The sequence below is a fragment of the Azospirillum sp. BE72 genome (assembly GCF_031455875.1).
Classification (GTDB): Bacteria; Pseudomonadota; Alphaproteobacteria; order Azospirillales; family Azospirillaceae; genus Azospirillum.
In genome coordinates, this window is the sequence record NZ_JAVDTO010000001.1 from 454,043 (window position 1) to 478,864 (window position 24,822).

The 24,822-nt window shown below is 67.5% G+C and carries 23 protein-coding genes; 16 read left to right on the plus strand and 7 right to left on the minus strand.

The annotated features are described in order from the left end of the window. Window positions 1-20 precede the first annotated feature (20 nt). Window positions 21-1,514 (minus strand): HAMP domain-containing sensor histidine kinase, encoded by a 1,494-nt coding sequence (locus tag J2Y49_RS02250; RefSeq protein ID WP_310111746.1) that lies wholly within the window; start codon window positions 1,512-1,514, stop codon window positions 21-23. Window positions 1,515-1,636: 122 nt separating this feature from the next. Here J2Y49_RS02250 and rfaE1 point away from each other — a divergent pair, with 122 nt between their 5' ends. The 3 genes from rfaE1 to J2Y49_RS02265 all read left to right on the plus strand — a co-directional run bounded on the left by rfaE1 (window position 1,637) and on the right by J2Y49_RS02265 (window position 4,052). Continuing rightward, window positions 1,637-3,082 (plus strand): D-glycero-beta-D-manno-heptose-7-phosphate kinase, encoded by a 1,446-nt coding sequence (rfaE1, locus tag J2Y49_RS02255; protein ID WP_310111749.1) that lies wholly within the window; start codon window positions 1,637-1,639, stop codon window positions 3,080-3,082. A 197-nt stretch (window positions 3,083-3,279) separates the two neighbouring features. Then, complete coding sequence (locus J2Y49_RS02260) at window positions 3,280-3,489, plus strand: cold-shock protein (protein WP_194909781.1); 210 nt, start codon at window positions 3,280-3,282, stop codon at window positions 3,487-3,489. 194 nt (window positions 3,490-3,683) lie between these two features. After that, window positions 3,684-4,052 carry a DUF6481 family protein gene (locus tag J2Y49_RS02265; RefSeq protein WP_310111753.1) on the plus strand — a complete coding sequence of 123 codons (369 nt, stop codon included), beginning with the start codon at window positions 3,684-3,686 and terminating at the stop codon, window positions 4,050-4,052. Between the two features lie 174 nt (window positions 4,053-4,226). On the opposite strand, the gene J2Y49_RS02270 is transcribed toward J2Y49_RS02265, so the two are convergent. Continuing rightward, the gene (locus J2Y49_RS02270) at window positions 4,227-4,385 is read right to left on the minus strand and encodes an entericidin A/B family lipoprotein (protein ID WP_014248797.1); all 159 of its coding nucleotides are present in this window, start codon (window positions 4,383-4,385) and stop codon (window positions 4,227-4,229) included. 174 nt (window positions 4,386-4,559) lie between these two features. On the opposite strand from J2Y49_RS02270, the gene J2Y49_RS02275 reads away from it, so the two are divergent. Then, window positions 4,560-5,147 (plus strand): Uma2 family endonuclease, encoded by a 588-nt coding sequence (locus J2Y49_RS02275; RefSeq protein WP_310111757.1) that lies wholly within the window; start codon window positions 4,560-4,562, stop codon window positions 5,145-5,147. A 159-nt stretch (window positions 5,148-5,306) separates the two neighbouring features. Beyond that, window positions 5,307-6,704: a dihydrolipoyl dehydrogenase gene (gene lpdA, locus J2Y49_RS02280; protein WP_310111760.1), complete on the plus strand. Its 1,398-nt coding sequence runs from the start codon at window positions 5,307-5,309 to the stop codon at window positions 6,702-6,704. A 105-nt stretch (window positions 6,705-6,809) separates the two neighbouring features. Here lpdA and J2Y49_RS02285 read toward each other — a convergent pair whose 3' ends face one another. From J2Y49_RS02285 to fsa, 4 genes are all read right to left on the minus strand, one after another. After that, window positions 6,810-8,990, minus strand: coding sequence for a methyl-accepting chemotaxis protein (locus tag J2Y49_RS02285; RefSeq protein WP_310111761.1), 2,181 nt, complete (start codon window positions 8,988-8,990; stop codon window positions 6,810-6,812). 312 nt (window positions 8,991-9,302) lie between these two features. Next, the gene (locus J2Y49_RS02290; protein WP_310111763.1) at window positions 9,303-10,253 is read right to left on the minus strand and encodes a tyrosine recombinase XerC; all 951 of its coding nucleotides are present in this window, start codon (window positions 10,251-10,253) and stop codon (window positions 9,303-9,305) included. After that, window positions 10,250-10,972 (minus strand): DUF484 family protein, encoded by a 723-nt coding sequence (locus J2Y49_RS02295; protein ID WP_310111765.1) that lies wholly within the window; start codon window positions 10,970-10,972, stop codon window positions 10,250-10,252. Before J2Y49_RS02295 ends, J2Y49_RS02290 begins: the two co-directional genes overlap by 4 nt. Before the next feature lie 17 nt (window positions 10,973-10,989). Next, entirely contained in the window at window positions 10,990-11,646 is a 657-nt protein-coding gene (gene fsa, locus J2Y49_RS02300) for a fructose-6-phosphate aldolase (RefSeq protein ID WP_085090287.1), read from the minus strand. Between the two features lie 195 nt (window positions 11,647-11,841). On the opposite strand from fsa, the gene J2Y49_RS02305 reads away from it, so the two are divergent. Then, window positions 11,842-14,058, plus strand: a complete 2,217-nt coding sequence (locus J2Y49_RS02305) for a primosomal protein N' (protein WP_310111768.1) — start codon at window positions 11,842-11,844, stop codon at window positions 14,056-14,058. Window positions 14,059-14,245: 187 nt separating this feature from the next. Next, entirely contained in the window at window positions 14,246-14,761 is a 516-nt protein-coding gene (locus J2Y49_RS02310; protein WP_310111771.1) for a cache domain-containing protein, read from the plus strand. A gap of 118 nt (window positions 14,762-14,879) precedes the next feature. On the opposite strand, the gene J2Y49_RS02315 is transcribed toward J2Y49_RS02310, so the two are convergent. Then, window positions 14,880-15,275, minus strand: a complete 396-nt coding sequence (locus J2Y49_RS02315) for a hypothetical protein (RefSeq protein WP_310111773.1) — start codon at window positions 15,273-15,275, stop codon at window positions 14,880-14,882. Window positions 15,276-15,658: 383 nt separating this feature from the next. On the opposite strand from J2Y49_RS02315, the gene J2Y49_RS02320 reads away from it, so the two are divergent. The 9 genes from J2Y49_RS02320 (at window position 15,659) to gstA (ending at window position 24,795) form a co-directional block, all read left to right on the plus strand. Then, window positions 15,659-16,228 (plus strand): F0F1 ATP synthase subunit delta, encoded by a 570-nt coding sequence (locus tag J2Y49_RS02320; protein ID WP_310111775.1) that lies wholly within the window; start codon window positions 15,659-15,661, stop codon window positions 16,226-16,228. Further along, a complete protein-coding gene (gene atpA / locus J2Y49_RS02325) occupies window positions 16,228-17,757 on the plus strand; it encodes a F0F1 ATP synthase subunit alpha (protein ID WP_014248784.1) in 1,530 nt (509 codons plus the stop codon). The genes J2Y49_RS02320 and atpA overlap by 1 nt, the downstream gene beginning before the upstream one ends. 87 nt (window positions 17,758-17,844) lie before the next feature. Further along, complete coding sequence (locus J2Y49_RS02330; RefSeq protein WP_310111781.1) at window positions 17,845-18,732, plus strand: F0F1 ATP synthase subunit gamma; 888 nt, start codon at window positions 17,845-17,847, stop codon at window positions 18,730-18,732. A gap of 86 nt (window positions 18,733-18,818) precedes the next feature. Further along, entirely contained in the window at window positions 18,819-20,240 is a 1,422-nt protein-coding gene (atpD, locus tag J2Y49_RS02335; RefSeq protein ID WP_310111784.1) for a F0F1 ATP synthase subunit beta, read from the plus strand. A gap of 145 nt (window positions 20,241-20,385) precedes the next feature. Further along, window positions 20,386-20,802 (plus strand): F0F1 ATP synthase subunit epsilon, encoded by a 417-nt coding sequence (locus tag J2Y49_RS02340; protein ID WP_310111788.1) that lies wholly within the window; start codon window positions 20,386-20,388, stop codon window positions 20,800-20,802. Between the two features lie 259 nt (window positions 20,803-21,061). Continuing rightward, a complete protein-coding gene (locus tag J2Y49_RS02345) occupies window positions 21,062-21,886 on the plus strand; it encodes an acyl-ACP desaturase (RefSeq protein WP_310111790.1) in 825 nt (274 codons plus the stop codon). Window positions 21,887-22,301: 415 nt separating this feature from the next. Then, window positions 22,302-22,616, plus strand: coding sequence for a hypothetical protein (locus tag J2Y49_RS02350; protein ID WP_310111792.1), 315 nt, complete (start codon window positions 22,302-22,304; stop codon window positions 22,614-22,616). Window positions 22,617-22,630: 14 nt separating this feature from the next. Next, entirely contained in the window at window positions 22,631-24,082 is a 1,452-nt protein-coding gene (locus J2Y49_RS02355) for a methyl-accepting chemotaxis protein (RefSeq protein ID WP_310111794.1), read from the plus strand. A 98-nt stretch (window positions 24,083-24,180) separates the two neighbouring features. After that, window positions 24,181-24,795: a glutathione transferase GstA gene (gene gstA / locus J2Y49_RS02360; protein ID WP_310111798.1), complete on the plus strand. Its 615-nt coding sequence runs from the start codon at window positions 24,181-24,183 to the stop codon at window positions 24,793-24,795. Window positions 24,796-24,822 lie beyond the last annotated feature (27 nt).

Here is a 24,822-nt window from a genome sequence, read left to right on the forward strand (position 1 = left end):
GCGGGACGGAACCCGCGGAATCAATGCGACACAAACGACTTGTGCCCTGCAACATCTACCGGATCGGTTTCCTTGTTGCCTTGCGGTATGTCAAGCGCGAAGACCGTTCCGGTCGCATCGCTGCGCACCAGCCGCAACTCCCCGCCATGGGCGCGCAGCACCTCCCGCGCGATGGCGAGGCCGAGTCCGATCCCGCCGGCCCTGGCCGATCCGGCGAAGGGGTGAAACAGGTTTTCCCGTGCCCGCGGCGCCAGTCCGGGGCCGTTGTCGGCGACAGTCAGGGTCAGCAGGCCCGCGGGTCCGGCCCCGGCCCCGGCCTCGGTTTCGACCTCGACCGCGATCCGCACCCGGCCGGCGCCGGCCTGCACCGCGTTGCGGCCGAGATTGATCAGGGCGCGGCCAAGCTGTGCCGCATCCACCGGCGCCGGCGTGCCGGCGGGGATGTCGTTGATCCACTCCGCTTCGACCCGTCCGCCGTCGGGGTGGACGGTGGCGAGCACTTCTGCGCCGGCCTCATCCGCCACGCGGTGCAGGTCGACCGCTTCAGGCGACAACGGCAGGACGCCGTCGCGGGTGAAGGACAGCGTCTGGCCGCACAGCTCAACCGCACGATCCAGCGAGGCGACCAGCCGCGGCGTCACCCGCCGCACCTCCGGATCCGTGCTCTCGGTCAGCCGTTCCGACAGGAGAGAGGCGGTGGAGAGGATGCCGCGCAGGTCGTGGTTGATCTTCGCCACCGCGGTGCCCAGGGTGGCGAGCCGTTCGCGCTGCCGCAACGCCGCGCGCACCGTGCCCTGCATGGCGGCAAGCTCGCGCTCCGCCACGCCGATCTCGTCGGCGCGGGTACCCGGCACCAGGGGCGGGGCGCCGTCGGGGTCGCGGCGGAAGGCGACGACCTCCGCGGTCAGCCGGCGCATCGGCCGCACCAGCAGCGCATGCAGGGTGAAATAGACCAGGAGCGCCGCGATCAGCGAGATGGCGACCGACACCGCCAGGATGCGGCGGGAGAACTCCACCATCGCGTCGATCAGCGGTCGCTCGTCCATCGTCACCTCGACGCGCTGGACGGGGTCGTTGGGCGAGCGGTCGATCACCCGGATCACCCGGTTGCCCGGCGGTCCGAAGGCGCCTTCCAGGGCCAGCAACAGAGCGTGGCCGGCATCGACGATCTGCATGCCCATGCCGGTGGTGCGCAGGTCGTACACGGCATCGACCTGCGGCGGCATCGGGCGCGACAGCATGTAGACCCGCGCGCCCGGCTGGATCAGGTCGATGACATGGGTGCCGGTGTAGGCCAGCAGCTTCGCCTGCAGCTCCTTCGTCACCATCAGGTCGGGGGCGGCCTCCACCGACAGGGCCGCGATGTGGGCGGCGGCCAGCCGCTCCTCAAGGTAGCTCATGCGGAAACGCGCGATGGAGGGGGTGTAGATCAGCACCTCCGCCAGCAGCACGAACAGGATGGTCAGCACCAGCAGCTTGGCCGACAGGCTGGTCGCGACGGTGGGGCGGGGCATGGGCGGAGGGACGGGGCGTGTGTTGCAGGAACGCCATCCTACGACGGTGACAAACGAGCGTCACCCCCGCCAAGGCCCCGATCCGCTGGCATTACCGCTTTGGCGTTGGTAAGACAGGCGCCATGAGCGACCTTGCCCGTCACATCGACTGTCTGTCGCGCGCCAACGTGCTGTGCCTTGGCGACGTGATGCTCGACCGTTTCGTCTATGGTTCGGTGGACCGGGTGTCGCCGGAGGCGCCGATCCCTGTCCTGCGCGTGGACCGCGATGTGCCCAAGCTGGGTGGCGCCGGCAATGTCGCCGCCAACCTCGTGGCGCTGGAGGCGGCCTGCCGCTTCGTCTCGGTGGTCGGGCGCGACGGCATCGGCACCGACCTGCTGGCCCTGCTGCGGCGCGAGGGCGTCAGCGACGGCGCAATCGTCGTTGAGGACGGGCGCCAGACCACGGTGAAGACCCGTTTCATCGCCGGCCAGCAGCAGCTTCTGCGCACGGACATCGAGACGGTGGTGCCGATCACCGTCGCTGACCGCGTGCTGGAACGGGTGCGCGAACTGCTGCCCGACGTGGGCGGCGTCATCCTGTCCGACTACGGCAAGGGCGTGCTGACCGACGATCTGGTGACGGCGGTGATCGCCGCCGCCCGGGAGGCCGGCCGCACGGTGGTGGTCGATCCCAAGGGGCGCGACTACCGCCGCTATCGCGGCGCCGATATCGTGACGCCCAACCGCAAGGAGCTGATGGAGGCCACCGGCCTGCCGGCGCGGACGGACGAGGAGGTGATCGCCGCCGCCCGCCACCTGATCGCCACTTGCGGCATCGGCGCCGTCGTCGCCACCCGCAGCGAACAGGGCATGTCGGTGGTCACGGCGGGGGACGCGGTGCATCTGCCGGCCGAGGCGCGTGAGGTGTTCGACGTTTCCGGTGCCGGCGACACCGTGGTGGCGACGCTGACCGCCGCGCTGTCGGTGGGGATCGATCTGGTGGATTCGGCGCGGCTGGCCAATCTGGCCGCCGGCATCGTGGTGGGCAAGGTCGGCACCGCGGTCGTCCGCTCGGCCGAGCTGCTGGCCGGCCTGCACGAGCAGGAGTGGCGCCAGGGCGAGGAGAAGGTGGCGACCCGCGACACCGCGGCCGAGCGGGCGGAGCGCTGGCGGCTGCGCGGCAAGCGCGTGGGCTTCACCAACGGCTGCTTCGATCTGCTGCACCCCGGCCATATCTCGCTGCTGAAGCAGGCGCGTGCGGCCTGCGACATCCTGGTCGTCGGGCTGAACAGCGACGAATCGGTGAAGCGGCTGAAGGGCGACAGCCGGCCGGTGCAGAACGAGACGGCGCGCGCCACGGTGCTGGCGTCGCTGGGCTGCGTCGATCTGGTGGTGATCTTCGGCGAGGACACGCCGGAAACCCTGATCCGCGCGCTGCGCCCGGACGTGCTGGTCAAGGGCGCCGACTACACCATCGCGACGGTGGTGGGAGCGGATTTCGTCCAGAGCTATGGCGGCAAAGTTGTGCTGGCCGATCTGGTCCAGGGCCAGAGCACGACCAACACCATCAAACGCATGAAGAGCTGAGACAATCCGGCGGGCCATCGCCGCCGGTATCGATTGTCACTTGTAAGCTGCCGATGCATGGCCCATCTATGGGTGATCGACGTTGCTCTGGGCTTTGTTATTCCGATCCCTCACACGGATTTGGGTCTCTTCCCCGAAGTGAAATTGATGCGCCTGCGCACTCTCGCGCAGGGCAACGCCAGGAAGGGAACTGACCCATGGCTATCGGTACCGTCAAGTTTTTCAATTCCACCAAGGGCTTTGGCTTCATTCAGCCGGAAGACGGCACGGCCGACGTGTTCGTCCACATCTCTGCGGTGGAGCGCGCCGGGATCAACAACCTCGGTGAAGGCCAGAAGCTGTCCTTCGATGCTGTTCGCGATCCGCGCCGCGGCAAGGTTGCGGCCGAGAACCTGCGCGCGCTCTGAGCGCAGCAGGTTCGAAGAGGAAGGGCGGCTCCGGCCGCCCTTTTTCGTACCGGAAATCGGGAGCGCCGCAGCCGGGATCACCGATCCCCGGCGCCGCATCGCCGCCTTTGGTGGCCCTGCCCGATACGGGACTTGCTTGATGGCCTGCCTGCGGGCACGGCCAAATCACGACCGAATTCACGAAATGGATGGATATGAACGGCTTTAAGAATGCAGGGCTTTCGGAGCGTCTGAGTGCGGCGGCCGGCGCGAAAAAGGCACTGCTGGAAAAGTTCAAGGCGCAGCCCGGGGTGAACGATCCGATCTTCGCCGAGCGCGAAGAGGCGCGGCTGGCCATCCGTGTCGCCCGTGAGGCCCGCGAGGCTGAACGCAACGCAGCGCGCGAAGCCCGCAAGGCCGCCGAACAGGAAGTGTTGCAGGCCGAACAGGCCGAGCGGGCTGCCCGCGAGGCTCTGGCGGTTCAGGAGCTTGCCGAGCAGGCCAAGCGCCAAGTGGCGACGGCCGCGGAGGCGAAAGCCGCCCGCGACGCCCGCTACGCCGCCCGCAAGGCCAGAAGCCGCTGAGTCGGGTCGCGGAAAGTCGGAAATCGATCTGAACCGCGAATCCGGTCGTCGAACAAAGCGGTCGTCGAACAAAGCCAGGGCCCCCATGCGGTTCGGATCGAACGCATGGGGCCCCTGGCTTTTTCATTGTCGGCTCCGGGTGGATCGGTTTCCGGAGCCGTCCTGGCTAACGACTCACATCTTCTTCTGGACGTTGTCGGCGCCACGCTCGATGGCGCGGCCGCCGGCCTGCACGTCCTGGCCGGCCCCTTCCATGGTGTTGCAGGCGGCCAGCGTGGTGCCCAGCAGCGTGCCCAGGACGGCGAGCAGGGCGAACTTCTTGACGGTGGTCATGGTGGTCTCCGTTGCGGTGGCTGTGTGATGTCCACTGGAACGCAAGCGGAGCCGTAAAGGTTTCCCGATCCGTTGGGGGAGGGGCCTTGCGCAGAAGGGGTGCCCTTCGCTTCAGCGCCGGGATGGATTACATTCGGGATGTTGCCGCAAGTCGCGCCCGGATCAGAGACAGCCATGCCGCTCGCCCGCCGCTTCACCCCGCTGACAACCGTCGACGAATTCCTGGCCATGGAGTTCCGTGACGATGCCCGATACGAACTGGTCGATGGCGAGATCGTGGGGCAGGCGCATTCAAGCCCGGCGCACAGCACCCTGCAGGTCGCCCTGGGCGGCGCATTGCGCGATGCGTTGCGGGAGAAGGGCATGCGGGACGGAACCCGCTGCCGCGCCCTGTCGGAGGCCGGCGTCCGTCCGCATTTCGACCCGACACACAATTACCGCGTCGCCGACCTCGCCGTGACCTGCGAGCCCTTCGATCCGGAGATCCCCTACACCACGGCGCCGGTGCTGCTGGTGGAAATCCTGTCGCCGACGGAGGAGAAGGCGCAGCGGGCGAAGTTGCACGCCTATGCCGCCATGCCGTCGGTGCGGGAGATCCTGTTCCTCGACTCGCGGATCGTCCGGGCGGAGCTGCATCGCCGCGACTCCGACAATCTCTGGCCCGCCGCACCCGAGGTGCTGGAGGAGGAGGGGCGGCTGGTGCTGGAAACCGCCGGCCTCGACATACCGCTGGCCGAGCTGTACCGCGACCTTGGGTTCTGACCTCGTCCATTAGGCGACCCTGCTTGCAGAGACGAAGTGTCCCGTTGCCACCGGGCGTGAGCGCGGGCATAAATCGCCCCGCGGATTATTCCGCGCGCCCTCCCCGCTGGATGGGACGGCTTTTGGCAACGAGCAAGAATGGCGAAAGGAAAGCCTCTCATGGCTGAAAGCACTTTTGACGTCGTTGTGATCGGCGGCGGCCCCGGCGGGTATGTCTGCGCGATCCGCGCGGCGCAGCTCGGCTTCAAGGTCGCCTGCGTCGAGAAGCGGGGGACGCTGGGCGGCACCTGCCTGAATGTCGGCTGCATCCCGTCCAAGGCTCTGCTGGCGGCGTCGGAGAAGTTCGAGGAAGCGGCCCGCGGCCTTGCCAAGTTCGGCATCAAGGTCGGCGGCGTCGAGCTGGACCTGCCGGGCATGCTGGCCCACAAGGACAAGGTCGTTAAGGACAATGTCGGCGGCATCGAGTTCCTGTTCAAGAAGAACAAGGTCACCTGGCTGAAGGGTGCGGGCAAGATCACCGCCCCGAACACCGTCGAGGTCGATGGCGTCGGCACCATCACCGCGTCGAAGGCGATCGTCATCGCCACCGGTTCGGACGTGACCCCGCTGCCGGGCATCGCCATCGACGAGAAGCGCGTGGTGTCCTCCACCGGCGCCCTGTCGCTGCCGGAGGTGCCGAAGCATCTGGTCGTCATCGGCGGCGGCGTGATCGGGCTGGAGCTGGGCTCGGTCTGGGGCCGGCTGGGCGCCAAGGTGACGGTGGTCGAGTATCTCGACCGCGTGCTGCCGACCATGGACAACGAGCTGTCCAAGCAGGCCCAGCGCATCTTCGCCAAGCAGGGCATGGACTTCAAGCTGAGCACCAAGGTGACCGGCGCGTCGATGACCGAGACCGGCGTGGCCCTGACGGTCGAGCCTGCCGCCGGCGGCGAGGCGCAGACCATCGAGGCCGACACCGTCCTGGTCGCCATCGGCCGCCGTCCCTACACCGAGGGCCTCGGCCTGGAGGCGGTGGGCGTCGAGCTGGAGCGCGGCCGCGTCAAGATCGACCACCATTTCCAGACCAACGTGCCGGGCATCTACGCCATCGGCGACGTGGTGGAAGGCCCGATGCTGGCCCACAAGGCCGAGGAAGAGGGCGTGGCGCTGGCCGAGCAGCTGGCCGGCCAGAAGAGCCACGTCAACCACGACCTCGTCCCCGGCGTCGTCTACACCTGGCCGGAAGTCGCCGCCGTCGGCAAGACCGAGGAGCAGCTGAAGGCCGCGGGCGTCGCCTACAAGACCGGCAAATTCCCGTTCACCGCCAACGGCCGCGCGCGTGCCGGCGGCAACACCGACGGCTTCGTGAAGATCCTGTCGGATGCCTCCACCGATCAGGTGCTGGGCGTCCACATGATCGGCCCGAACGTGTCGGAGATGATCGGCGAACTGGTGCTGGCCATGGAGTTCAGCGCGTCCGCCGAGGACGTCGCCCGCACCTGCCACGCCCACCCGACTTTGTCGGAAGCGGTCAAGGAAGCGGCGCTGGCGGTGGACGGGCGTCCGCTGCACATCTGATCCTCCGCAGACCTGATCTGCGGTCCGCGAGGTCCGTAACGACGAAAAGGCTCCCCCGCTGTCCGGCGGGGGAGCCTTTTGGTTTTCGCGGCTCCGCTCGGGCGGTCAGGCCGCGCGGATGGTCGACAGGAAGCCGTTCACCACGCTGCGCAGACGGCCGGCATCGCTGGCGAGCTCACCGGAGACGGACAGGACGTTCTCGGCGGAATGACCTGCCTCGACGGCGGCGCTGCGGACGTCGGCGATGGTCTTGGTCACTTCCTGGGTGCCGCTGGCGGCCTGCTGGACGTTGCGGGCGATCTCGGCGGTGGCCGATCCCTGTTCCTCCACCGCGGCGGCGATGGCGGTGGAGATCTCGTCGATCTGGGCGATGATGCCGCCGATCCCCTTGATGGCGCTGGCGGTCTCGTCGGTGACGCGCTGCATGCCGCTGACGTGGCCGGCGATGTCCTCCGTCGCCCGGGCGGTCTGGCTGGCGAGGCTCTTCACCTCCTGCGCCACCACGGCGAAGCCCTTGCCGGCCTCACCGGCGCGGGCGGCCTCGATGGTGGCGTTCAGCGCCAGCAGGTTGGTCTGGCTGGCGATGTCCTGGATCAACTGAACCACCGTGCCGATCTTCTCCGCCGCCTCGGTCAGGCTGAGGACCTGTCCGTTGGCCTGCTGGGCAGCCTCCACCGCCTCGCGGGCGATCTGGGCGGAGCGGTTGACCCGCTCGCCGATCTCCTGGATCGAAGCCGACAGCTCTTCCGTGGCGCTGGCGACCGTCTGGACGTTGCTGCTGGCATCCTGGGAGGCGTTGGCGACCACGCCGGCCTGCTGGCTGGTTTGGGTCGCGCTGGCGGTCATGGTCTGGGCGGTGCCGGTCATCGACTGGGCCGCACGGTCGACGCCGTCCACGACATTCATCACCTGAGCTTCCAGATTGTCGGCCAGCTGCAGCATGGCGGCACGGCGTTCGGCGTCGGCCTTGGCCTGATCCTCCGCCCGCTGATCGATCATCCGCTTCAGGTCGGCCAGCATCTTGCGCAGGGCGTCGGCCAGGGCGCCGACCTCGTCGGACTGGCGGATATCGAGCGTCTGGTCGAAGCGGCCGGCGGCGATGCCCTCGGCGAAGGCGACGCTGGCGCGGATCGGCCGGGCGACGCCGCCGGCGACCACCCACATCACCGCGACGGCGCCAAGCGCGACCAGGGCGCCGACGGCGATCTGCCACAGGATGTTGGAATTGGCACGCTCGCCGAGCGCGGAGGACAGCGCCATGCCGTCGGCCAGCACGATGTCCTTCGGCACCTGGACCAGCACCGCCCACGGCTTTTCGGTGTTGCCCATGGTGATGGGGGCGAAGCTGCGCAGCATGTTGGTGGAGGCTTCGATATCGACATGGGCCTTGCCGGCCTGGACATTCGCCAGATCGGCCTGCCACGAGGCGTCGAAGGTGGAAATCGGCTGACCGATCAAATCGGGCCGTGCGCTGTGGGCGACGATCAGGCCCATGTTGCTGATGATGACCACCTGGCTGCGGCCGTCGAACACGGCGGCGCTGACCTTGGTCGACAGCTGCTGCACGAAGTCGAGGTTGAAGTCGGCACCGGCCACGCCGCGGAACTTGCCGTCGATCACCACCGGCACCGAGAGGGTCGCCAGGAAGACCTGCTTGCCCTGCACGATGTAGGGCAGGGGGTCGAGCACGCTTTCACGCCCGTTCTCCTGCGGGCCGATGTACCAGCCGCCCTTCATGACGCCGTTGGGATGGCGCTCGCGGCTGTCATACTCGACCAGGGGCTGCATGGCGATGTGGCCGTTCCGGTCGCGATTCCAATAGGGAATGAAGCGGCCGGTGGCGTCGGTTCCGGTTTCGCGGCGGTTGCGGAACTCCTCGTCCCGGCCGTCGAGAGCGTTGGGCTCCCATGCCGAATAGGTGCCATTGAACAGCGGGTTCTGCTTGAGGACCGACAGAAGCACACCGTTGAAGGCGTCGCGGCGCTGGTCGGACGGGACATGGCCGCCCGCGCTGCCATCGGCGAGGCTGGAGAAGCTGGCGGCCATGGTCCGGGCGGCGTTCAACGCGGTGTCGAACTCCGACCTCAGAAGGCCGGCCTGGGTGGCTGCGAGATTCTGAAGCGACTCCGTCGTCTTGCTTTCAAGAATCCGCTCCACGTTGTCCGTGACGAAATCGTTGCTGGAGCGTGTCGACAGGATTCCGAAACCGACGAGTACGGCAACCGTGCCTGCCAAGCAAAGTCCCGATAGGATGGATATCTTCGATTGGATTGATTTTATTTGCATGTCGGTTTCCCCCGCGTGAGCTTCGCGCCGGGTTAACATTAACAAAGTCAAATGTTAAGCAACCGATAACGGTTTGTAAGGGGTGGCCGCCGATATCCTATACAAAAGTCTCAGAGCCACAGAGATTTTGATAATCATTATTATTGGATGTTCTGCATTATGCAGAATGCGTTTGATTGATGTCAAAGTGATTGCGGCAGTCTGATTGTTACGCGGTTTGCAGCGTGCCCGCGAATGCTTCGATGGTGAATTCGGCCAGACGTTGGGCAACATACTGGAATATGCTGATCCGGTTGCGCAATCCGGCGCCGGTCAGGCCTTCCGTGCCCGAGGATGGGCGTTGCGGTACACGTTCATCAGCTGCTCGCTCTCCACATCCGTGTAACGCTGGGTTGTGGAAAGCGAGGCGTGGCCGAGCAAGTCCTGGATGGCGCGCAGGTCGCCGCCGTCCGCCAAAAGATGGGTCGCGAAACTATGCCGCAGGGCGTGCGGGGTGGCGCTGTCCGGCATGCCCATCAGGGCGCGCAGCTTCTGCATCTGGTGCTGGGCCACGCTGGCGTTCAGCCGGCCGCCGCGGGTGCCGACGAACAGCGGGCCGTCGGGGGCCAGCGTGAAGGGGCAGGCGTCGAGATAGGCGCGCACCGCCTCCGTCACGGCCGGCAGGACGGGGATCATGCGGTCCTTGCGGCCCTTGCCGGTCACGCGCAGCGTGTCGCCCAGCGGCGCGTCCTTTCGGGGCAGACCCAGCGCCTCCGAAATGCGCAGGCCGCAGCCGTAGAGCAGGGTGAACAGGGCGCGGTCGCGCTTGCCGATCCATGGCTCCTCGCGGTCGCGCTCGGCCTCCTCCAGCAGGCGGTCGGCGTCGATCTCCGTCAGCGGGCGCGGGGCCGGGCGCTTGACCTTCGGCGTGGCGAGCGTGGCGACGGCGGGATTGTGCAGGCGACCGCTGCGGTCCATCCAGCGGAACAGATTGCGCACCGCCGCCAGTTTGCGCGCCCGGCTGGCCCCGACCAGACCGTCCATCGCCAGCCTGGACATCCAGGCGCGGAAATCCGCCGCCTTCAGGTCGCCCAGGTCGTTCAGCGAAGGCGGCGAGCCGCCGCGGAATTCGGTGAGGAAGCGCAGGAACTCGCCCACGTCGGCGGTGTAGGCCGACAGGGTGTGGCGGGAGACCGCCTTCTCGCTCTCCATCCAGCGCCGCCAGTGGGCCAGCACGTCCTGAACGTCGGGCTTGGCGGAAAACCCCAAAACAGGCTCGCTCACGCCGGCAGCTCCAGCCAGCCGCGGATCACCCGTTCGATCACGCGGGCGAGGAAGCCGACCAGTTCCGTGCCCTGGCCGCTGTGGAAGGTGTCGGGCTCGCGGCTGCCGAAGGCGAGCAGGCCGTCGGGCGTCTCGCTGGAGACCTGGATGCGGATCAGCGCCTCCGACCGGACGAGGCCGGCGCCGGGGCCGTAGATCTCCGGATCGCCCTGGATGTCGGTGTTCAGCACCACGTCGGCGCGGCCCAGCCGCTCGGCGATGGCGCCCGGCTCCACCACCCGCACGCCGGAGCGGTGGACATGGGGAATGTCGGTGCCGTTGGATTCGATGACCAGACAGGCGACATCGAGGTCGAGCAGGACCGCGAGATCGGTGGTGATGGTCTGGATCAGCTGCTCGAAACTCTGGGCGTCGAGCAGGAACAGCACCGCGGCATGGATGCGGTTCTGGCTGTTCAGGTTGGCCCGGCTGGTGCCGATCAACTCGCGCTGCTGGTCCTTGAGGGTGCGGACCTCGGCGCGCAGCCGGTCGACCATGAAGGCCTGGAGGTCCACCACCCCACGCCCGCGGTCGACCGACGGCGGAGTCAGGTGGTGGACCAGATCGGCGTTCTGGGCCAGGAAGTCCGGGTGGCTCCGCAGATAGGCGCGCACATCCTCCGAGGAGAGCGTCGACGCCTGACGCGGGGGGTGGCCCGGTTCGCGGCCCCTGTCGGCCATGATCGCTCCGGCCCGCCTTACAGGATCGACTGGCCGGTCTTCTTCCAGTCGTCGACGAACTGGGAGAGACCCTTGTCGGTCAGCGGGTGGTTGAACAGCTGCTTCAGCACCGACGCCGGCGCGGTCACCACATGGGCGCCCAGGCGGGCGGCCTTGACGATGTGCATCGGGTTGCGGATCGAGGCGACCAGCACCTCGGTCTTGAAGGCGTCGTAATTGTTATAGATCTCGCAGATGTCCTTGATGATGCCCATGCCGTCCTGGCCGATGTCGTCCAACCGGCCGACGAAGGGCGACACGAAGCTGGCGCCTGCCTTGGCCGCCAGGATCGCCTGGGCGGGGGAGAAGCACAGCGTGACGTTGACCATCGTCCCTTCGGACGAGATGATCTTGCAGACCTTCAGGCCGGCCGGGGTCAGGGGCACCTTCACCGCGACGCGGTGGGAGATCTTGGCGATCTTGTGGGCCTCGGCGAGCATGGTCTCGAAGTCGGTGGACGCCACCTCGGCGCTGACCGGGCCATTGACGACGTCGCAAATCTCGGCCACGAGGTCGAGGAATTGACGGCCGGACTTGGCGATCAGGGAGGGGTTGGTGGTAACACCGTCCAGCAGACCGGTATCGGCCAGATCGCGGATCTCGGCGATGTCGGCGGTGTCGACGAAGAACTTCATGACGAAGGGTCCATGCTTGCTGATGTTGACCGGAACCGGCCGCGCCGGAAAGCTGACCGACGCGCCGTCCCGCCCGGTGCCCGGGACATGAGGCCACTCTAGCCGATGCGTTCGACTTCCGCCAGTTCCGCCCCGGGCATTCAGGGGGATCTTCTTGGGGATGCGCCCGAAACCGGGCAGCCCGAAGGCGATTTTGTGCGTGAAACCGCCGAAGTTCCCGCAAAGACGCAGCTTGGCGGGCCGGACCGGCGCGTCGCCGTTCTGCTGCCGTTGCCGCTCCGAGAGGCATACGACTATCGCGTGCCGGACGGGATGGTGCTTGTCGCCGGCGATTACGTCGAGGTGCCGTTGGGGCCGCGCCGGGTGATCGGCGTCGTCTGGCGGCCGGGCGCCGGGACGCTGGAGTCCGGCCGGCTGAAGCCGGTGGTGCGCCGGTTCGACGTGCCGCCGATGACCGAGGTCGGCCGCCGCTTCGTCGACTGGGTCGCCGCCTACACCATGACGCCGCCGGGCTTCGTCCTGCGCATGGCAGTCAGCGTGCCGGCGGCGCTGGAGCCGGCCAAGCCGATGCTGGCCTATCTGCGTAAGCCAGGTGCCGAGCCGCCGCCCGGCTTCAAGATGACCGACCCGCGCAAGCGCATCCTGGCCTTGCTGGAGGATGGGCCGCCGCGCACGCCTGCGGAGCTGGCCGACGAGGCCGGCTGCGGCGTCACCGTGGTGCGCGGGCTGGCGGAGGCCGGGCTGCTGGAGCCGGTGATGCTGCAGCCGACCCGGCTCGGCCGGCCGGACTGGCAGAGGCCCGGACCCACCCTGTCGCCCGACCAGCGGGCGGCGGCCGACGATCTGCGCGAGCGGGTGGCATCGGGGCGCTACTCCACCGTGCTGCTCGACGGCGTCACCGGGTCGGGCAAGACGGAGGTCTATTACGAGGCGATCTCGGCGGCGCTGGAGCAGGGCAAACAGGCGCTGGTGCTGCTGCCGGAAATCGCGCTGTCGGCGCAGTGGCTCGACCGCTTCGCCCGGCGCTTCGGCGCGCCGCCGGCGGAATGGCATTCGGAATTGACCGGGGCGCAGCGCCGCGACACCTGGCGCGCGGTGTCCAAGGGCGAGGTGCCGGTGGTGGTCGGCGCGCGCTCCGCCCTGTTCCTGCCCTATCCCGACCTGGGCGTCATCATCGTCGATGAGGAGCACGACTCCGCCTACAAGCAGGAGGAGGGGGCGATCTACCACGCCCGCGACATGGCGGTGGCGCGGGCGCATCTGGGAGGCTTGCCCATCGCGCTGGTCTCCGCCACGCCGTCGCTGGAGACCAAGGTCAACGCCGACAGCCACCGCTATGCCCGCATCGCCCTGCCGGCCCGCCATGGCGGCGCGGTGCTGCCCGATGTCGAACTGATCGACCTGCGGCGCGACCGCCCGCCGGCCCGGCATTGGCTGGCCCCCAGCCTGCGCAAGGCGCTGACCGACACGCTGGCGGGAGGCGAGCAGGCGATGCTTTTCCTGAACCGCCGCGGTTATGCCCCGCTGACCCTGTGCCGTGCCTGCGGCCACCGCATGCAATGCCCGAACTGCACGGCGTGGCTGGTCGAGCACCGGCTCGCCCGCAAGCTGCAATGCCACCATTGCGGCCTGCAGCAGCCCTTGCCCCACGCCTGCCCGGAATGCGGGGAGGAGGGCACGATGGCCGCCTGCGGTCCCGGTGTGGAGCGCATCGCAGAGGAGGTGGCGGAGCTGTTCCCCGAGGCCCGCGCCGCCATCATGGCGTCCGACACCCTGCACGGCCCGCGCGCCATCCAGGAGATGGTGGAGAGCATCGGCCGGCACGAACTGGACATCATCATCGGCACCCAGGTGATGGCGAAGGGCCACCATTTCCCGATGCTGACCCTGGTGGGGGTGGTCGATGCCGACCTTGGTCTGAACGGCGGCGACCTGCGGGCGGCGGAGCGCACCTACCAGCTGCTGCATCAGGTCGCCGGGCGCGCCGGGCGCGGCGAGCGGCCGGGGCGGGTGATGCTGCAGACCTTCATGCCCGAGCATCCGGTGATGCAGGCGCTGGCCGCCGGCGACCGCGACGGCTTCTATCAACTGGAGGCGGAGATGCGGCTGGAGGCCGGCATGCCGCCCTTCGGCCGGCTGGCGGCGCTGATCGTGTCCGGCGAGGACTCGACGCTGGTGGAGCGGGTGGCGATGGCGCTGGGCCGTGCCGCCCCGCGCAGCGACGACGTCCATGTGCTGGGTCCTGCTCCGGCGCCGCTGGCCCTGCTGCGCGGGCGGCATCGCCGCCGCCTGCTGCTGAAGGCGCCGCGCAGCACCCAGGTGCAGCCGCTGATCGCGGAATGGCTGGACCGGGTGGAGATCCCGCCGGCCATCCGGGTGCAGATCGATGTCGACCCCTACAGCTTCCTTTAGGCGTCCTTAGTGCCGTCCGGCGAAGCTGCGGCGAATTGACCCGCATCGGTCGCCGTGAGGGCCGGGCATGGCACCTGTGACGTTTGGTCCATTGCGCGGCGGCGGTCACGGTATTACCACGGCCGGGATGGTTCCGAATCGAAACATCCTTCCCGGACCCAAACACCACAGGCACAGGTTCAGGCTGATGGTCGGCATGATCTCCAAGCTTCGTCTGCGCGTACAGCGTCAAACCCTGCTGACCGTGCTGCCGGTTCTTCTGCTGCTGGTGGTCATCGCCTTCGCCGCCGGCGCGCCGGCCCATACCCGCGGCACGGATGCCGAGGCGCTGACCATGATCGACCGTGCCCAGCATCTGCTGGAGCGGATCGGTCCGGATGCGGCGGCCGAAGCTTTTGCCGCCCATGATAGCGCTTACATCGACCGCGACCTCTACCCGATGCTGCTGGACGACAACGGCGTGATGATCGCTCATGGCTGGACCGCGACGCTGAACGGGTCGGACCTGCGGGATCTGCGCGACGTCGACGGCAAGCCCTTCATCCGCGAGGCGCTGGCCGGGGTGGCGCGCGATGGACGCACCGACGTCACCTATCAGTGGATCGATCCGCTGACCGGACAGGTTGCGCGCAAGACGATGCACGCCCGCCGCCTGGTGCTGAACGGCAAGCCCTACATGCTGGCGGTCGGGGTCTACCGATAGGCGGGGATGGCGCCGGCAGGTCGTCCGGTCCGACAGTGGAACCCATGCGGCGGGATGCCGCACGCCCTTTTTCTACATGGTGAAAATTGGAAGCCGCCCTTCCCGGGCCATCCGGCGGTCACGGCGTCCGCGGGCGGCGCGGGCGCCAGATCGACAGGCATTCCGCGGCGCTGTCGCCGGCTCCGATGCCGTACCAGCCGGAACGGTCGTGGAAGGACAGGCTGTAGCGCCCCTTGGCGTCGCGTTCGAAGCGGAAGACGGGGCGGTCCACCTCCGGCAGAAGCACCAGCAGGCGGTCATGGTCGCGGCCCGACTCGCGCAGCACGCCGGCCCAATGGCCGTGGCTCAGCTTGGGTTCGGCGACTGCGGAGAAGGCGTCCAGGTCTTCCGGAGTGAAACGGGCGCGGCAGAATTGGATGACGTTCGACGGCCGGGATCCGGTGCCGGCATCGGCGATCGCGGCGGTGTCGGCAACGGCATCGGCACTAGGATCGAACGTCGGCATGATGGTCATGGCGGAAGGGCCCCTGGTCTCTCTGGACCGGCCTCTAGCATGGCGAAACGACCGAAAACGGTGGCGGATCGGCCGGCTGGGCGGTTCGGTACGACCGTGGATCAGATTGGTTAACCTTGAATTAAGCCGAGATTGGGGCCACATCGAAGTCACAGCCGGTATGACCAGTCGAGCCCGACTCGAGTCATTGGCGAACGCAGTTGCGACCAATGATTCCGCAGTTGCTCAAAACGCCGCAGTCAAATTGTCCAGACCCCGTTGCGTAGGCGCGATTCCTGTGATATTGGACCGCTCGCTTTCGCGGCCGGGGTGTTTGTGCCTCGGGTTGACACCCTATAAGGCCGCCGAATTCACCGTCTACCGAACTCAATTCGAGGGATCAGGTGGCATCCGAAGGAACAGGCGTATCCGAACTCGCCGCGCGTTACTCCATCGCGCTGTTCGAGCTTGCGGACGAAAACCAGGCGTTGGACACGGTCGCGAGCGACCTGACCACGCTGAAGCAGATCCTGGCCGAGAGCGCTGACCTCCGTCGCCTCGTCCGCAGCCCCGTCATCAGCCGCGCCGATCAGGGCAAGGCCATGGCCGCTGTCCTGGACAGCGCCGGCGTGTCCGATCTGACCAAGCGCTTCATCGGGCTGGTGGCGGCCAACCGTCGCCTGTTCTCGATCGACGGGATGATCGACGGCTTCCTGGCCGAACTGGCCCGGCGTCGCGGCGAGGTCACGGCGCAGGTCACGACGGCCCAGCCGCTGAACGACGCCCAGCGCGCCGCCGTGATCGACGCGCTCAAGGCGTCCATCGGTTCCAAGGTGCTGGTGAACACCTCCGTCGATCCGGAGTTGATCGGCGGCATGATCGTTAAGTTCGGCTCGCGCATGGTCGATACCTCGGTGCGCACGAAGCTGAACAAATTGCAACTCGCCATGAAGGCCTCAGGGGGATCAGTCTGATGGATATCCGCGCCGCAGAAATCTCTGCGATCCTCAAGCAGCAGATCGCGAATTTCGGGACCGAGGCGGATGTCGCCGAGGTTGGTCAGGTCCTGTCGGTGGGTGACGGCGTCGCCCGCGTGCACGGCCTGGACAACGTCCGCGCCGGCGAAATGGTCGAGTTCCCGGGTGGCCTGCAGGGCATGGCGCTGAACCTCGAGACCGACAATGTCGGTATCGTGATCTTCGGCGACGACCGCGGCATCAAGGAAGGCGACACCGTCAAGCGCACCGGCACCATCGTCGACGTTCCGGTCGGCCGTGGCCTGCTGGGCCGCGTGGTGGACGGCCTGGGCAACCCGATCGACGGCAAGGGTCCGCTGGTCAACGTCGAGCGCAAGCGCGTCGAGGTGAAGGCCCCCGGCATCATCCCGCGCAAGTCGGTGCACGAGCCGATGCAGACCGGCCTGAAGGCCGTCGACAGCCTGGTTCCGATCGGGCGCGGCCAGCGCGAGCTGATCATCGGTGACCGTCAGACCGGCAAGACCGCCGTCGTCATCGACACCTTCCTGAACCAGAAGCCGATCAACCAGGGCGACGACGAGAGCAAGAAGCTCTACTGCATCTACGTCGCCGTCGGCCAGAAGCGCTCCACCGTCGCCCAGATCGTCAAGACCCTGGAAGACGCCGGCGCCATGGAATACTCCATCGTCGTCGCCGCCACCGCGTCGGAGCCGGCTCCGCTGCAGTTCCTGGCGCCGTACACCGGCTGCACGATGGGCGAGTATTTCCGCGACAACGGCATGCACGCCCTGATCGTGTACGACGATCTGTCCAAGCAGGCCGTCGCCTACCGTCAGATGTCGCTGCTGCTCCGTCGCCCGCCGGGCCGCGAAGCCTATCCCGGCGACGTGTTCTACCTCCACAGCCGCCTGCTGGAGCGCGCCGCCAAGATGGGCGACGCCCATGGCAACGGCTCGCTGACCGCCCTGCCGGTCATCGAAACCCAGGCCGGCGACGTGTCCGCCTACATCCCGACCAACGTGATCTCGATCACCGACGGTCAGATCTTCCTGGAAACCGGCCTGTTCTATAAGGGCATCCGCCCCGCCATCAACGTCGGTCTGTCGGTGAGCCGCGTCGGCTCCGCCGCCCAGATCAAGGCGATGAAGCAGGTCGCCGGCACCATCAAGATGGAACTCGCGCAGTACCGCGAGATGGCCGCCTTCGCCCAGTTCGCCTCGGACCTCGACGCCTCGACCCAGCGCCTGCTGGCCCGCGGCGCCCGTCTGACCGAACTGCTGAAGCAGGGCCAGTTCCAGCCTCTGCCCGTCGAAGAGCAGGTCGTGTCGATCTTCGCCGGCGTGAAGGGCTACCTGGACGCCATCCGCGTCGAGGACGTGAACCGCTTCGAGGCCAAGTTCCTGTCGGAAATCCGCGCCAAGGGCGCCGATATCCTGGCGGCGATCCGCACCGACAAGCAGATCACCTCGGCGACCGAAGAGAAGCTGAAGGCGTTCCTCGACGGCTTCGCCAAGGTCTTCGCCTGACCGACCGCGCGCGGGGGCGGGAAACCGCCCCCCACCGTCTTGTAGAGACGGTCACGGAACGACCTCGAGCGGAATTGAAGGGCCGGCATGCCTAACCTCAAGGACCTAAAGAACCGGATCTCGAGCGTCCAGTCGACGCGCAAGATCACCTCGGCCATGAAGATGGTTGCGGCTTCCAAGCTGCGCCGCGCTCAGGACCAGGCGGAAGCCAGCGGTCCCTACGCGGAGCGTATGGGCCGCATGCTGTCCTCCCTGGCCGCCAACGTGCAGGACAGCGGCAACGGCCCGAAGCTGATGACCGGGACGGGCGCCGACAAGGTGCATCTGCTGGTCGTCATCAGCTCCGACCGCGGTCTGTGCGGCGCCTTCAACGGCTCCATCGTCCGTGAGGCCAAGCGCCAGATCACGCGCCTGCAGAGCGAAGGCAAGACCGTGAAGCTGCTGACCGTCGGCCGCAAGGGCCGCGACCAGCTGAAGCGCGAGTTCGCCTCCCTGATCGTCGAGAGCTACGAGGATGTCGGCCGCCGCCGGCTCGGCTTCAGCGACGCCGACATGGTGGCGACGAAGGTGCTGGCGATGTTCGATGCCGGCGAGTTCGACGTCTGCTCGGTCGTCTTCAACAAGTTCAAGTCGGCGATCTCCCAGATCGTCACGGTTCAGCAGCTCATCCCCTTCGCCGTCGCCACCGAGGCCGCCGAGGCCGCCGGTTCGGAAGCCAAGGCGATGTACGAGTTCGAGCCGGACGAGGAGCAGATCCTCGCCGAACTGCTGCCGCGCAACCTGTCCATCCAGATCTACCGCGCCCTCCTGGAGAGCGCAGCGTCCGAACAGGGCGCCCGGATGACCGCGATGGACAACGCGACGCGCAACGCCGGCGACATGATCAACAAGCTGACGATCACCTACAACCGGACGCGCCAGGCCTACATCACCAAGGAGCTGATCGAGATCATCTCCGGTGCCGAGGCTCTGTAACGGCCGCATCCGACACGTAGGGCCCAGCCTATTTGCGCCGGCGACGGCATACCGACACTTACCGAGTTCCTAGGGAGCTTTACTCCATGGCCACCACCAATTCTGTCGGCAAGATCACGCAGGTCACGGGCGCCGTCGTGGACGTGCAGTTCGACGGCGACCTGCCGGCGATCCTGAACGCGCTGCACACCCAGAACGACGGCAAGACCCTCGTTCTGGAAGTGGCGCAGCACCTGGGTGAGAGCACGGTCCGCACCATCGCCATGGACAGCACCGACGGTCTGGTGCGTGGCGCCGAGGTGAGCGACACCGGCGCGCCGATCGCCGTGCCGGTCGGCCCGGAGACGCTCGGCCGCATCATCAACGTCATCGGCGAGCCGATCGACGAGCGCGGCGCGGTCAACGCCGCCCGCTCGCTGCCGATCCACCGTCAGGCCCCGGACTTCGTCGACCAGTCGACGGACGCCGAAGTGCTGATCACCGGCATCAAGGTCATCGACCTGCTGGCTCCCTATGCCAAGGGCGGCAAGATCGGCCTGTTCGGCGGCGCCGGCGTCGGCAAGACCGTGACGATCATGGAGCTGATCAACAACGTCGCCAAGGCGCACGGCGGCGTGTCGGTGTTCGCCGGCGTGGGTGAGCGTACCCGCGAGGGCAACGACCTCTACCACGAGATGATCGAGTCGGGCGTCATCAAGCTCGACGGCCCGGGTTCCAAGGTGGCCCTGGTGTACGGCCAGATGAACGAGCCGCCGGGCGCCCGCGCCCGCGTCGCGCTGAGCGGCCTGACGCTCGCGGAATATTTCCGCGACGAGGAAGGCCAGGACGTGCTGTTCTTCGTGGACAACATCTTCCGCTTCACCCAGGCCGGTTCGGAAGTGTCGGCTCTGCTGGGCCGCATCCCGTCGGCGGTGGGTTACCAGCCGACGCTGGGCACCGACATGGGCGCCCTGCAGGAGCGCATCACCTCGACCAAGAAGGGCTCGATCACCTCGGTGCAGGCCATTTACGTGCCCGCCGACGATCTGACCGACCCGGCCCCGGCCGCCTCCTTCGCCCACCTGGACGCCACCACGGTGCTGTCGCGCTCGATCGCCGAAATGGCCATCTTCCCGGCCGTGGACCCGCTCGACTCGACCAGCCGCATCCTCGACCCGCGCGTCGTCGGTGAGGAGCACTACGCGGTCGCCCGCTCGGTGCAGAAGGTTCTGCAGACCTACAAGTCGCTGCAGGACATCATCGCCATCCTGGGCATGGACGAGCTGTCGGAAGAGGACAAGCTGGTCGTGGCCCGCGCCCGCAAGATCCAGCGCTTCCTGTCGCAGCCGTTCCACGTCGCCGAGGTGTTCACCGGCACCCCGGGCGTGCTGGTCAGCCTGGAAGACACCATCAAGGGCTTCAAGGGCATCGTGAACGGCGACTACGATCACCTGCCGGAGGCCGCCTTCTACATGGTCGGCACCATCGACGAGGCGATCGCCAAGGCCAAGAAGCTGGCCGCCGCCTGATCCCGATCCGGGATTGCGGCATTCCGACCCGACTCCATCGGCCTTGTGAAGGGGCCTGAGAAAGCCAGGCGGAAATCGACATCAGCACACCCCCTCCCCCCGTCATCGGGGGAGGGGGTTCCTATGAAGAGGCACCAGGAAACCCATGGCCGATAAAGTCGAATTCGAGCTGGTCTCGCCGGAAAAGCTGCTGAAGTCGCAGCCCGTGGACATGGTCGTGGTGCCGGGTTCGGAAGGCGATTTCGGCGTGCTAGCCGGCCATTCGCCGATGATCTCGACCGTGCGTCCGGGTGTCATCGACGTCTATGAGGGCGACCGCGTGGTCGACCGCGTCTTCGTCGCCGGCGGCTTCGCCGAGGTCACCGAGGCCCGCTGCACCGTGCTGGCCGAGGAAGCGGTGGCGCTGACCGACCTGGACCGCGCCGCGGTCGAGAAGCAGATCAAGGACCTGTCCGAGGATCTGGACGACAGTAAGTCGGACGCCGAGCGTGCCGCCGCGGAGGCCAAGCTGGCCGTTGCACGCGCCAAGCTGGACGCGCTGAGCCAGTCCTCCGCTCACTGAGCGGAAAGTCCGTCGGCCCAGGGTTCTTCCGGCGCAGACGGCATACATCTCTTCGGTCAAACGGGCGGCTTGGGCTTCCAGGCCGCCCGTTTCCGTTGCGACTTGGTTGCATCGCCGAAAAGACGAATTACATTCGAAGGCCTGAACCGCAAACCCCGCCGCACCCCGACGGCACTGGTGGGGACACGGGAGCAGACCCTACCCGATACTGGACACGGCCGCCGTCAGGGCGGCCCAAGACGAGGCGGCAGAGCGGAACATGGCGCGTGCGCATTGGCGGATCGATGAGCTTCCCTGGGACCGTTTCGATGCCGGCCGGGTGGATCCCGACTTGGTCCCTCTGATCAAGGCGGCGGCTCTGGTCGAATTCAACGCCGACGACTACACGGCCTATCTGTGCAACGTCTTCAATGACGATCCGGAGTTCCAGGAGGTCGCCCGCGGCTGGGCGGTCGAGGAGGTCCAGCATGGCGAGGCGCTGGGCCGCTGGGCCGAGCTGGTCGATCCGACCTTCGATTTCCGGGCGGCGGTGGAGCGCTTCCGCGCTGGCTACCGCGTGCCGATCGATCTGGACGCCTCGGTCCGTGGATCGCGCACCGGCGAGATGATCGCCCGCTGCATGGTGGAAACCGGCACCAGCTCCTACTACGCCGCCATCGGCGACTCGACCGACGAGCCGGTGCTGAAGGAGATCTGCCGCAACATCGCTGCTGACGAACTGCGCCACTACAAGATCTTCTACACCTATGCCAAGAAATACCTGGACCGTGAAGGGCTGAACAAGGTCCAGCGCCTGAAGGTGGCGCTGTCGCGCATCGGCGAGTCCGAGGATGACGAGCTGGCCTACGCCTATTACGCCGCCAACGCTCCGGCCAATGCCGCGTACGAGCACAAGGTCTACAACGCCGCCTACAAGCGCCGCGCATTCGGCCGCTACCGCCGCAAGCACGTCGACCGCGCCATCGCCATGGTGTTCAAGGCCTGTGGCCTGAAGCCGCACACACGGCTGTGCAGCGTGGCTTCGCGTGGTGCCTGGTGGTTCATCGACCGCCAAGCCAGGAAGCTGGCTGCTCAAGCGGTCTGACCGCCTCGGCCCGCCGGTATCCCTAGCCCACCCCTGTCGACGCGATGCTGGCGTTCGGCTGGTGGGCTGGCATCAAACGGTTATTGTCCTTCAAAGAACTGGCCTGCTCTTTTCGCCTCTGTCACGCGATGTGGAAGAGGTCATCCGTCGCCATTGGGGGAAACACCAAGGGCGGCGTTGATGAAATACAAATTCCCCAGTCTGCACATTATTGCGCCCTGTTCCGTGAATGTGTTCAGCGCCGCAGATCATCCGCAACGATTGGGTTCGGATGCCGTCATAGGCATCATCCGCTTGGCACAGCCGCCTTGTTGCGGATCGAATTTTAGGCCAGGCCCGAGATCCAGGCGTGCAGGCGCTGCGTAACGGTCACTGTGAACAAATCCGATCGTATGCGCATGGATGTCTGCCGCCGATGATCCGTTCCTATCTTCCCGCCGTCCTTCTGCTGGTGGCCGGTGCCGCCGCCCTGCCGGTGGCCGCTTCCGGCGCGGGTGATCCGGCCGAGCCGGTCGCCGCGGTGTTCGCTCCCGGTACCACACTGGCCGAGGCGATGGCACGTGTGGCGGCGGCGGGTGGAACCCCGCTGCGTGGCGGCCCCTTCGCGAACATCGTCGTCGCACGGTCGGCCCACCCTGACTTCGCCGCTTCTCTTTACCGGCATGGCGCTTGGCTGCTGCTCGATCCGCTTCTTGCCGGATGCGCGGACCGGCGTCGTATGCCGTCCTGACCCGGAGCCACTCCATGAACAATCTCGACCGCCTGCGCGCCGCCAGTGAGCGGGCGATTCTCGCCTATCTGTGGAGCTATGTGCCGATCCTGGCCCTGTTCTCCTGGTCGATGGACAGGGGGTGGGTCATTCCGGCTCTGGCACTGCTGGTCACGGCCGGCGCGACGCTGGGGCGGCTCTCAGCCAATGGCGCCACGCGGCGCAGCCTGTCGGCGGTGGCGCTGATGCTTCAGAGCGCCTTGGTCGTCGCCGTGGGGCAGGGACAGCCCTGGCAGGTCGATCTGCATTTCCTGTTCTTCGCCAATCTGGCGGCGCTGATCGCCTTCATCGATGTCGGCGCGCTGGTGATGGCGACGCTGGCTGTAGCCGGGCATCATCTGGTCCTGAATTTCGCCCTGCCCTATGCCCTGCTGCCGGAAGGCGGGAACCTTGTGCGGGTGCTCTACCACGCGGTGGCGGTGCTGGTGGAGGTGACGGTTCTGGTGGCAGTCGCCTGGAAGGGGCAGGGCCTGCTGAACAGCCTGGAGGCGACGCTGGCCACCGCCGAGGAGGCCCGCCGCCGGGCCGAGTTGCTGGCGGCCGAGCAGCGGGCGACGGAGGAACGTGCGGCTGAGGAGCGCCGTCGGACCCTCGCCGATGTGGCCGGCAGGCTGCACGCGGTGATCGGTACCTCTGCCGACCAGATCCTGACGGCATCCAATGCGCTGAGCGGCGACTCTCAAGCCGTCGCCTCCACCATCGGCAGCACGCGCGTGCAATTGGGTGAGGCCTTGCGGTCCATCGGTGGGGCGGTGGAACGGGCGCATGACATGACGGTGGCGGCGGATCAGCTCGCCGGATCGACCGGCATCATCCGCGGACAGCTCGACCGCGCCACCGGCATCGTCTCCACCGCCAGCCGGCAGGCGTCGGCGACACGGGAGATCGTCTCCCTCTTGGAAGGCACTGCCGCCCAGATCGAGGACATCACTCGCCTGATCGGCGACATCGCCAGCCAGACAAACCTGCTGGCGCTGAACGCGACCATCGAGGCCGCGCGGGCCGGGGAGGCGGGCAAGGGCTTTGCCGTCGTCGCCGGCGAGGTCAAGCAACTGGCCAGCCAGACCGCGCGGGCGACCGACGACATCGCCCGGCAGGTGGCGGACATCCAGGCTTCGTCCCGGCGCACCGCGCAGGCCATCGGCGAGATCGTCGACACCATCGGCAGCATGAACGAGGTGACCGTGGGAATCGCCGGAGCGATCGAGCAGCAGGGCGTCGCCGCCCAGTCGATCATCGGCCGGATCCAGACCACGGCGGAGGAAGCCCGCGATCTGGCGGCGACGGTCGAGGGGGTGCGCGCCGTCGCCGATGGTTCCGGTTCCGCGGCAGAGGCGATGGAACGGCGGCTGGACGTCGTACGCCGGAGTGCCGCCCAACTGCAGAGCGAGGTGGCGTCGCTCGCCACCTCGATCCGGGCGGCGTGAAGCGGTGAGGAAGGGGCGGGGAGGGGGCTGGCGGCGGCCGGCGGACTGCGCTACCCCTTCCGCTCCAACCACCAACACCCAAACGGGGTTCCGGAGACATGAAGCTCTATTACAAGCCGGGCGCCTGCTCGCTGTCGCCGCACATCGTCCTGCGCGAGGCCGGGCTGCCCTTCGAGCTGGTGAAGGTCGATCTGGTGACCAAGACCCTGCCCGACGGCAGCGATTTCCGGGCGGTGAACCCGAAGGGGCAGGTGCCGGCTTTGGTGCTCGACGAGGGTGGTATCCTGACCGAGGGCGCCGTGATCGTGCAGTACATCGCCGATAAGGTGCCGGGCAGCGGCCTGATTCCGCCGGCCGGCACGATGGAGCGCTATCGTGTCCAGGAACTGCTGAGCTTCATCGGGTCGGAGTTGCACAAGGGCGTCGTGCCGCTGTTCCCGATGCTGAAAGACGTGGTGTCCGACACCCACCGCGAGTTCGCCGCCAAGGTGCTGAGCGGCAAGCTGTCGGTGCTGAACCAGCAGCTGGAGGGCAACGCCTACCTGACCGGCGACGTCTTCACCGTCGCCGACGCTTACGCCTACACGGTGCTGAGTTGGATGCCGCGCATCGGCTTCGATCTGTCGGCCGTCCCGAACCTGGTCGCCTTCAGCAACCGTGTCGGCGCCCGTCCGGCGGTGCAGGCGGCGCATGCCGCGGAAGCCCAGGGCTGACGACTGCGTTTCCGAACGGAAAAGGCC

What these genes read in the sequence shown, in the direction of transcription:
- J2Y49_RS02250 (WP_310111746.1), bottom strand. Translation starts at nt 1,514, where the DNA reads ATGCCCCGCCCCACCGTCGCGACCAGCCTGTCGGCCAAGCTGCTGGTG.
- rfaE1 (WP_310111749.1), top strand. Translation starts at nt 1,637, where the DNA reads ATGAGCGACCTTGCCCGTCACATCGACTGTCTGTCGCGCGCCAACGTG.
- J2Y49_RS02260 (WP_194909781.1), top strand. Translation starts at nt 3,280, where the DNA reads ATGGCTATCGGTACCGTCAAGTTTTTCAATTCCACCAAGGGCTTTGGC.
- J2Y49_RS02265 (WP_310111753.1), top strand. Translation starts at nt 3,684, where the DNA reads ATGAACGGCTTTAAGAATGCAGGGCTTTCGGAGCGTCTGAGTGCGGCG.
- J2Y49_RS02270 (WP_014248797.1), bottom strand. Translation starts at nt 4,385, where the DNA reads ATGACCACCGTCAAGAAGTTCGCCCTGCTCGCCGTCCTGGGCACGCTG.
- J2Y49_RS02275 (WP_310111757.1), top strand. Translation starts at nt 4,560, where the DNA reads ATGCCGCTCGCCCGCCGCTTCACCCCGCTGACAACCGTCGACGAATTC.
- lpdA (WP_310111760.1), top strand. Translation starts at nt 5,307, where the DNA reads ATGGCTGAAAGCACTTTTGACGTCGTTGTGATCGGCGGCGGCCCCGGC.
- J2Y49_RS02285 (WP_310111761.1), bottom strand. Translation starts at nt 8,990, where the DNA reads ATGCAAATAAAATCAATCCAATCGAAGATATCCATCCTATCGGGACTT.
- J2Y49_RS02295 (WP_310111765.1), bottom strand. Translation starts at nt 10,972, where the DNA reads ATGGCCGACAGGGGCCGCGAACCGGGCCACCCCCCGCGTCAGGCGTCG.
- fsa (WP_085090287.1), bottom strand. Translation starts at nt 11,646, where the DNA reads ATGAAGTTCTTCGTCGACACCGCCGACATCGCCGAGATCCGCGATCTG.
- J2Y49_RS02310 (WP_310111771.1), top strand. Translation starts at nt 14,246, where the DNA reads ATGGTCGGCATGATCTCCAAGCTTCGTCTGCGCGTACAGCGTCAAACC.
- J2Y49_RS02315 (WP_310111773.1), bottom strand. Translation starts at nt 15,275, where the DNA reads ATGACCATCATGCCGACGTTCGATCCTAGTGCCGATGCCGTTGCCGAC.
- atpA (WP_014248784.1), top strand. Translation starts at nt 16,228, where the DNA reads ATGGATATCCGCGCCGCAGAAATCTCTGCGATCCTCAAGCAGCAGATC.
- J2Y49_RS02330 (WP_310111781.1), top strand. Translation starts at nt 17,845, where the DNA reads ATGCCTAACCTCAAGGACCTAAAGAACCGGATCTCGAGCGTCCAGTCG.
- atpD (WP_310111784.1), top strand. Translation starts at nt 18,819, where the DNA reads ATGGCCACCACCAATTCTGTCGGCAAGATCACGCAGGTCACGGGCGCC.
- J2Y49_RS02340 (WP_310111788.1), top strand. Translation starts at nt 20,386, where the DNA reads ATGGCCGATAAAGTCGAATTCGAGCTGGTCTCGCCGGAAAAGCTGCTG.
- J2Y49_RS02345 (WP_310111790.1), top strand. Translation starts at nt 21,062, where the DNA reads ATGGCGCGTGCGCATTGGCGGATCGATGAGCTTCCCTGGGACCGTTTC.
- J2Y49_RS02350 (WP_310111792.1), top strand. Translation starts at nt 22,302, where the DNA reads ATGATCCGTTCCTATCTTCCCGCCGTCCTTCTGCTGGTGGCCGGTGCC.
- J2Y49_RS02355 (WP_310111794.1), top strand. Translation starts at nt 22,631, where the DNA reads ATGAACAATCTCGACCGCCTGCGCGCCGCCAGTGAGCGGGCGATTCTC.
- gstA (WP_310111798.1), top strand. Translation starts at nt 24,181, where the DNA reads ATGAAGCTCTATTACAAGCCGGGCGCCTGCTCGCTGTCGCCGCACATC.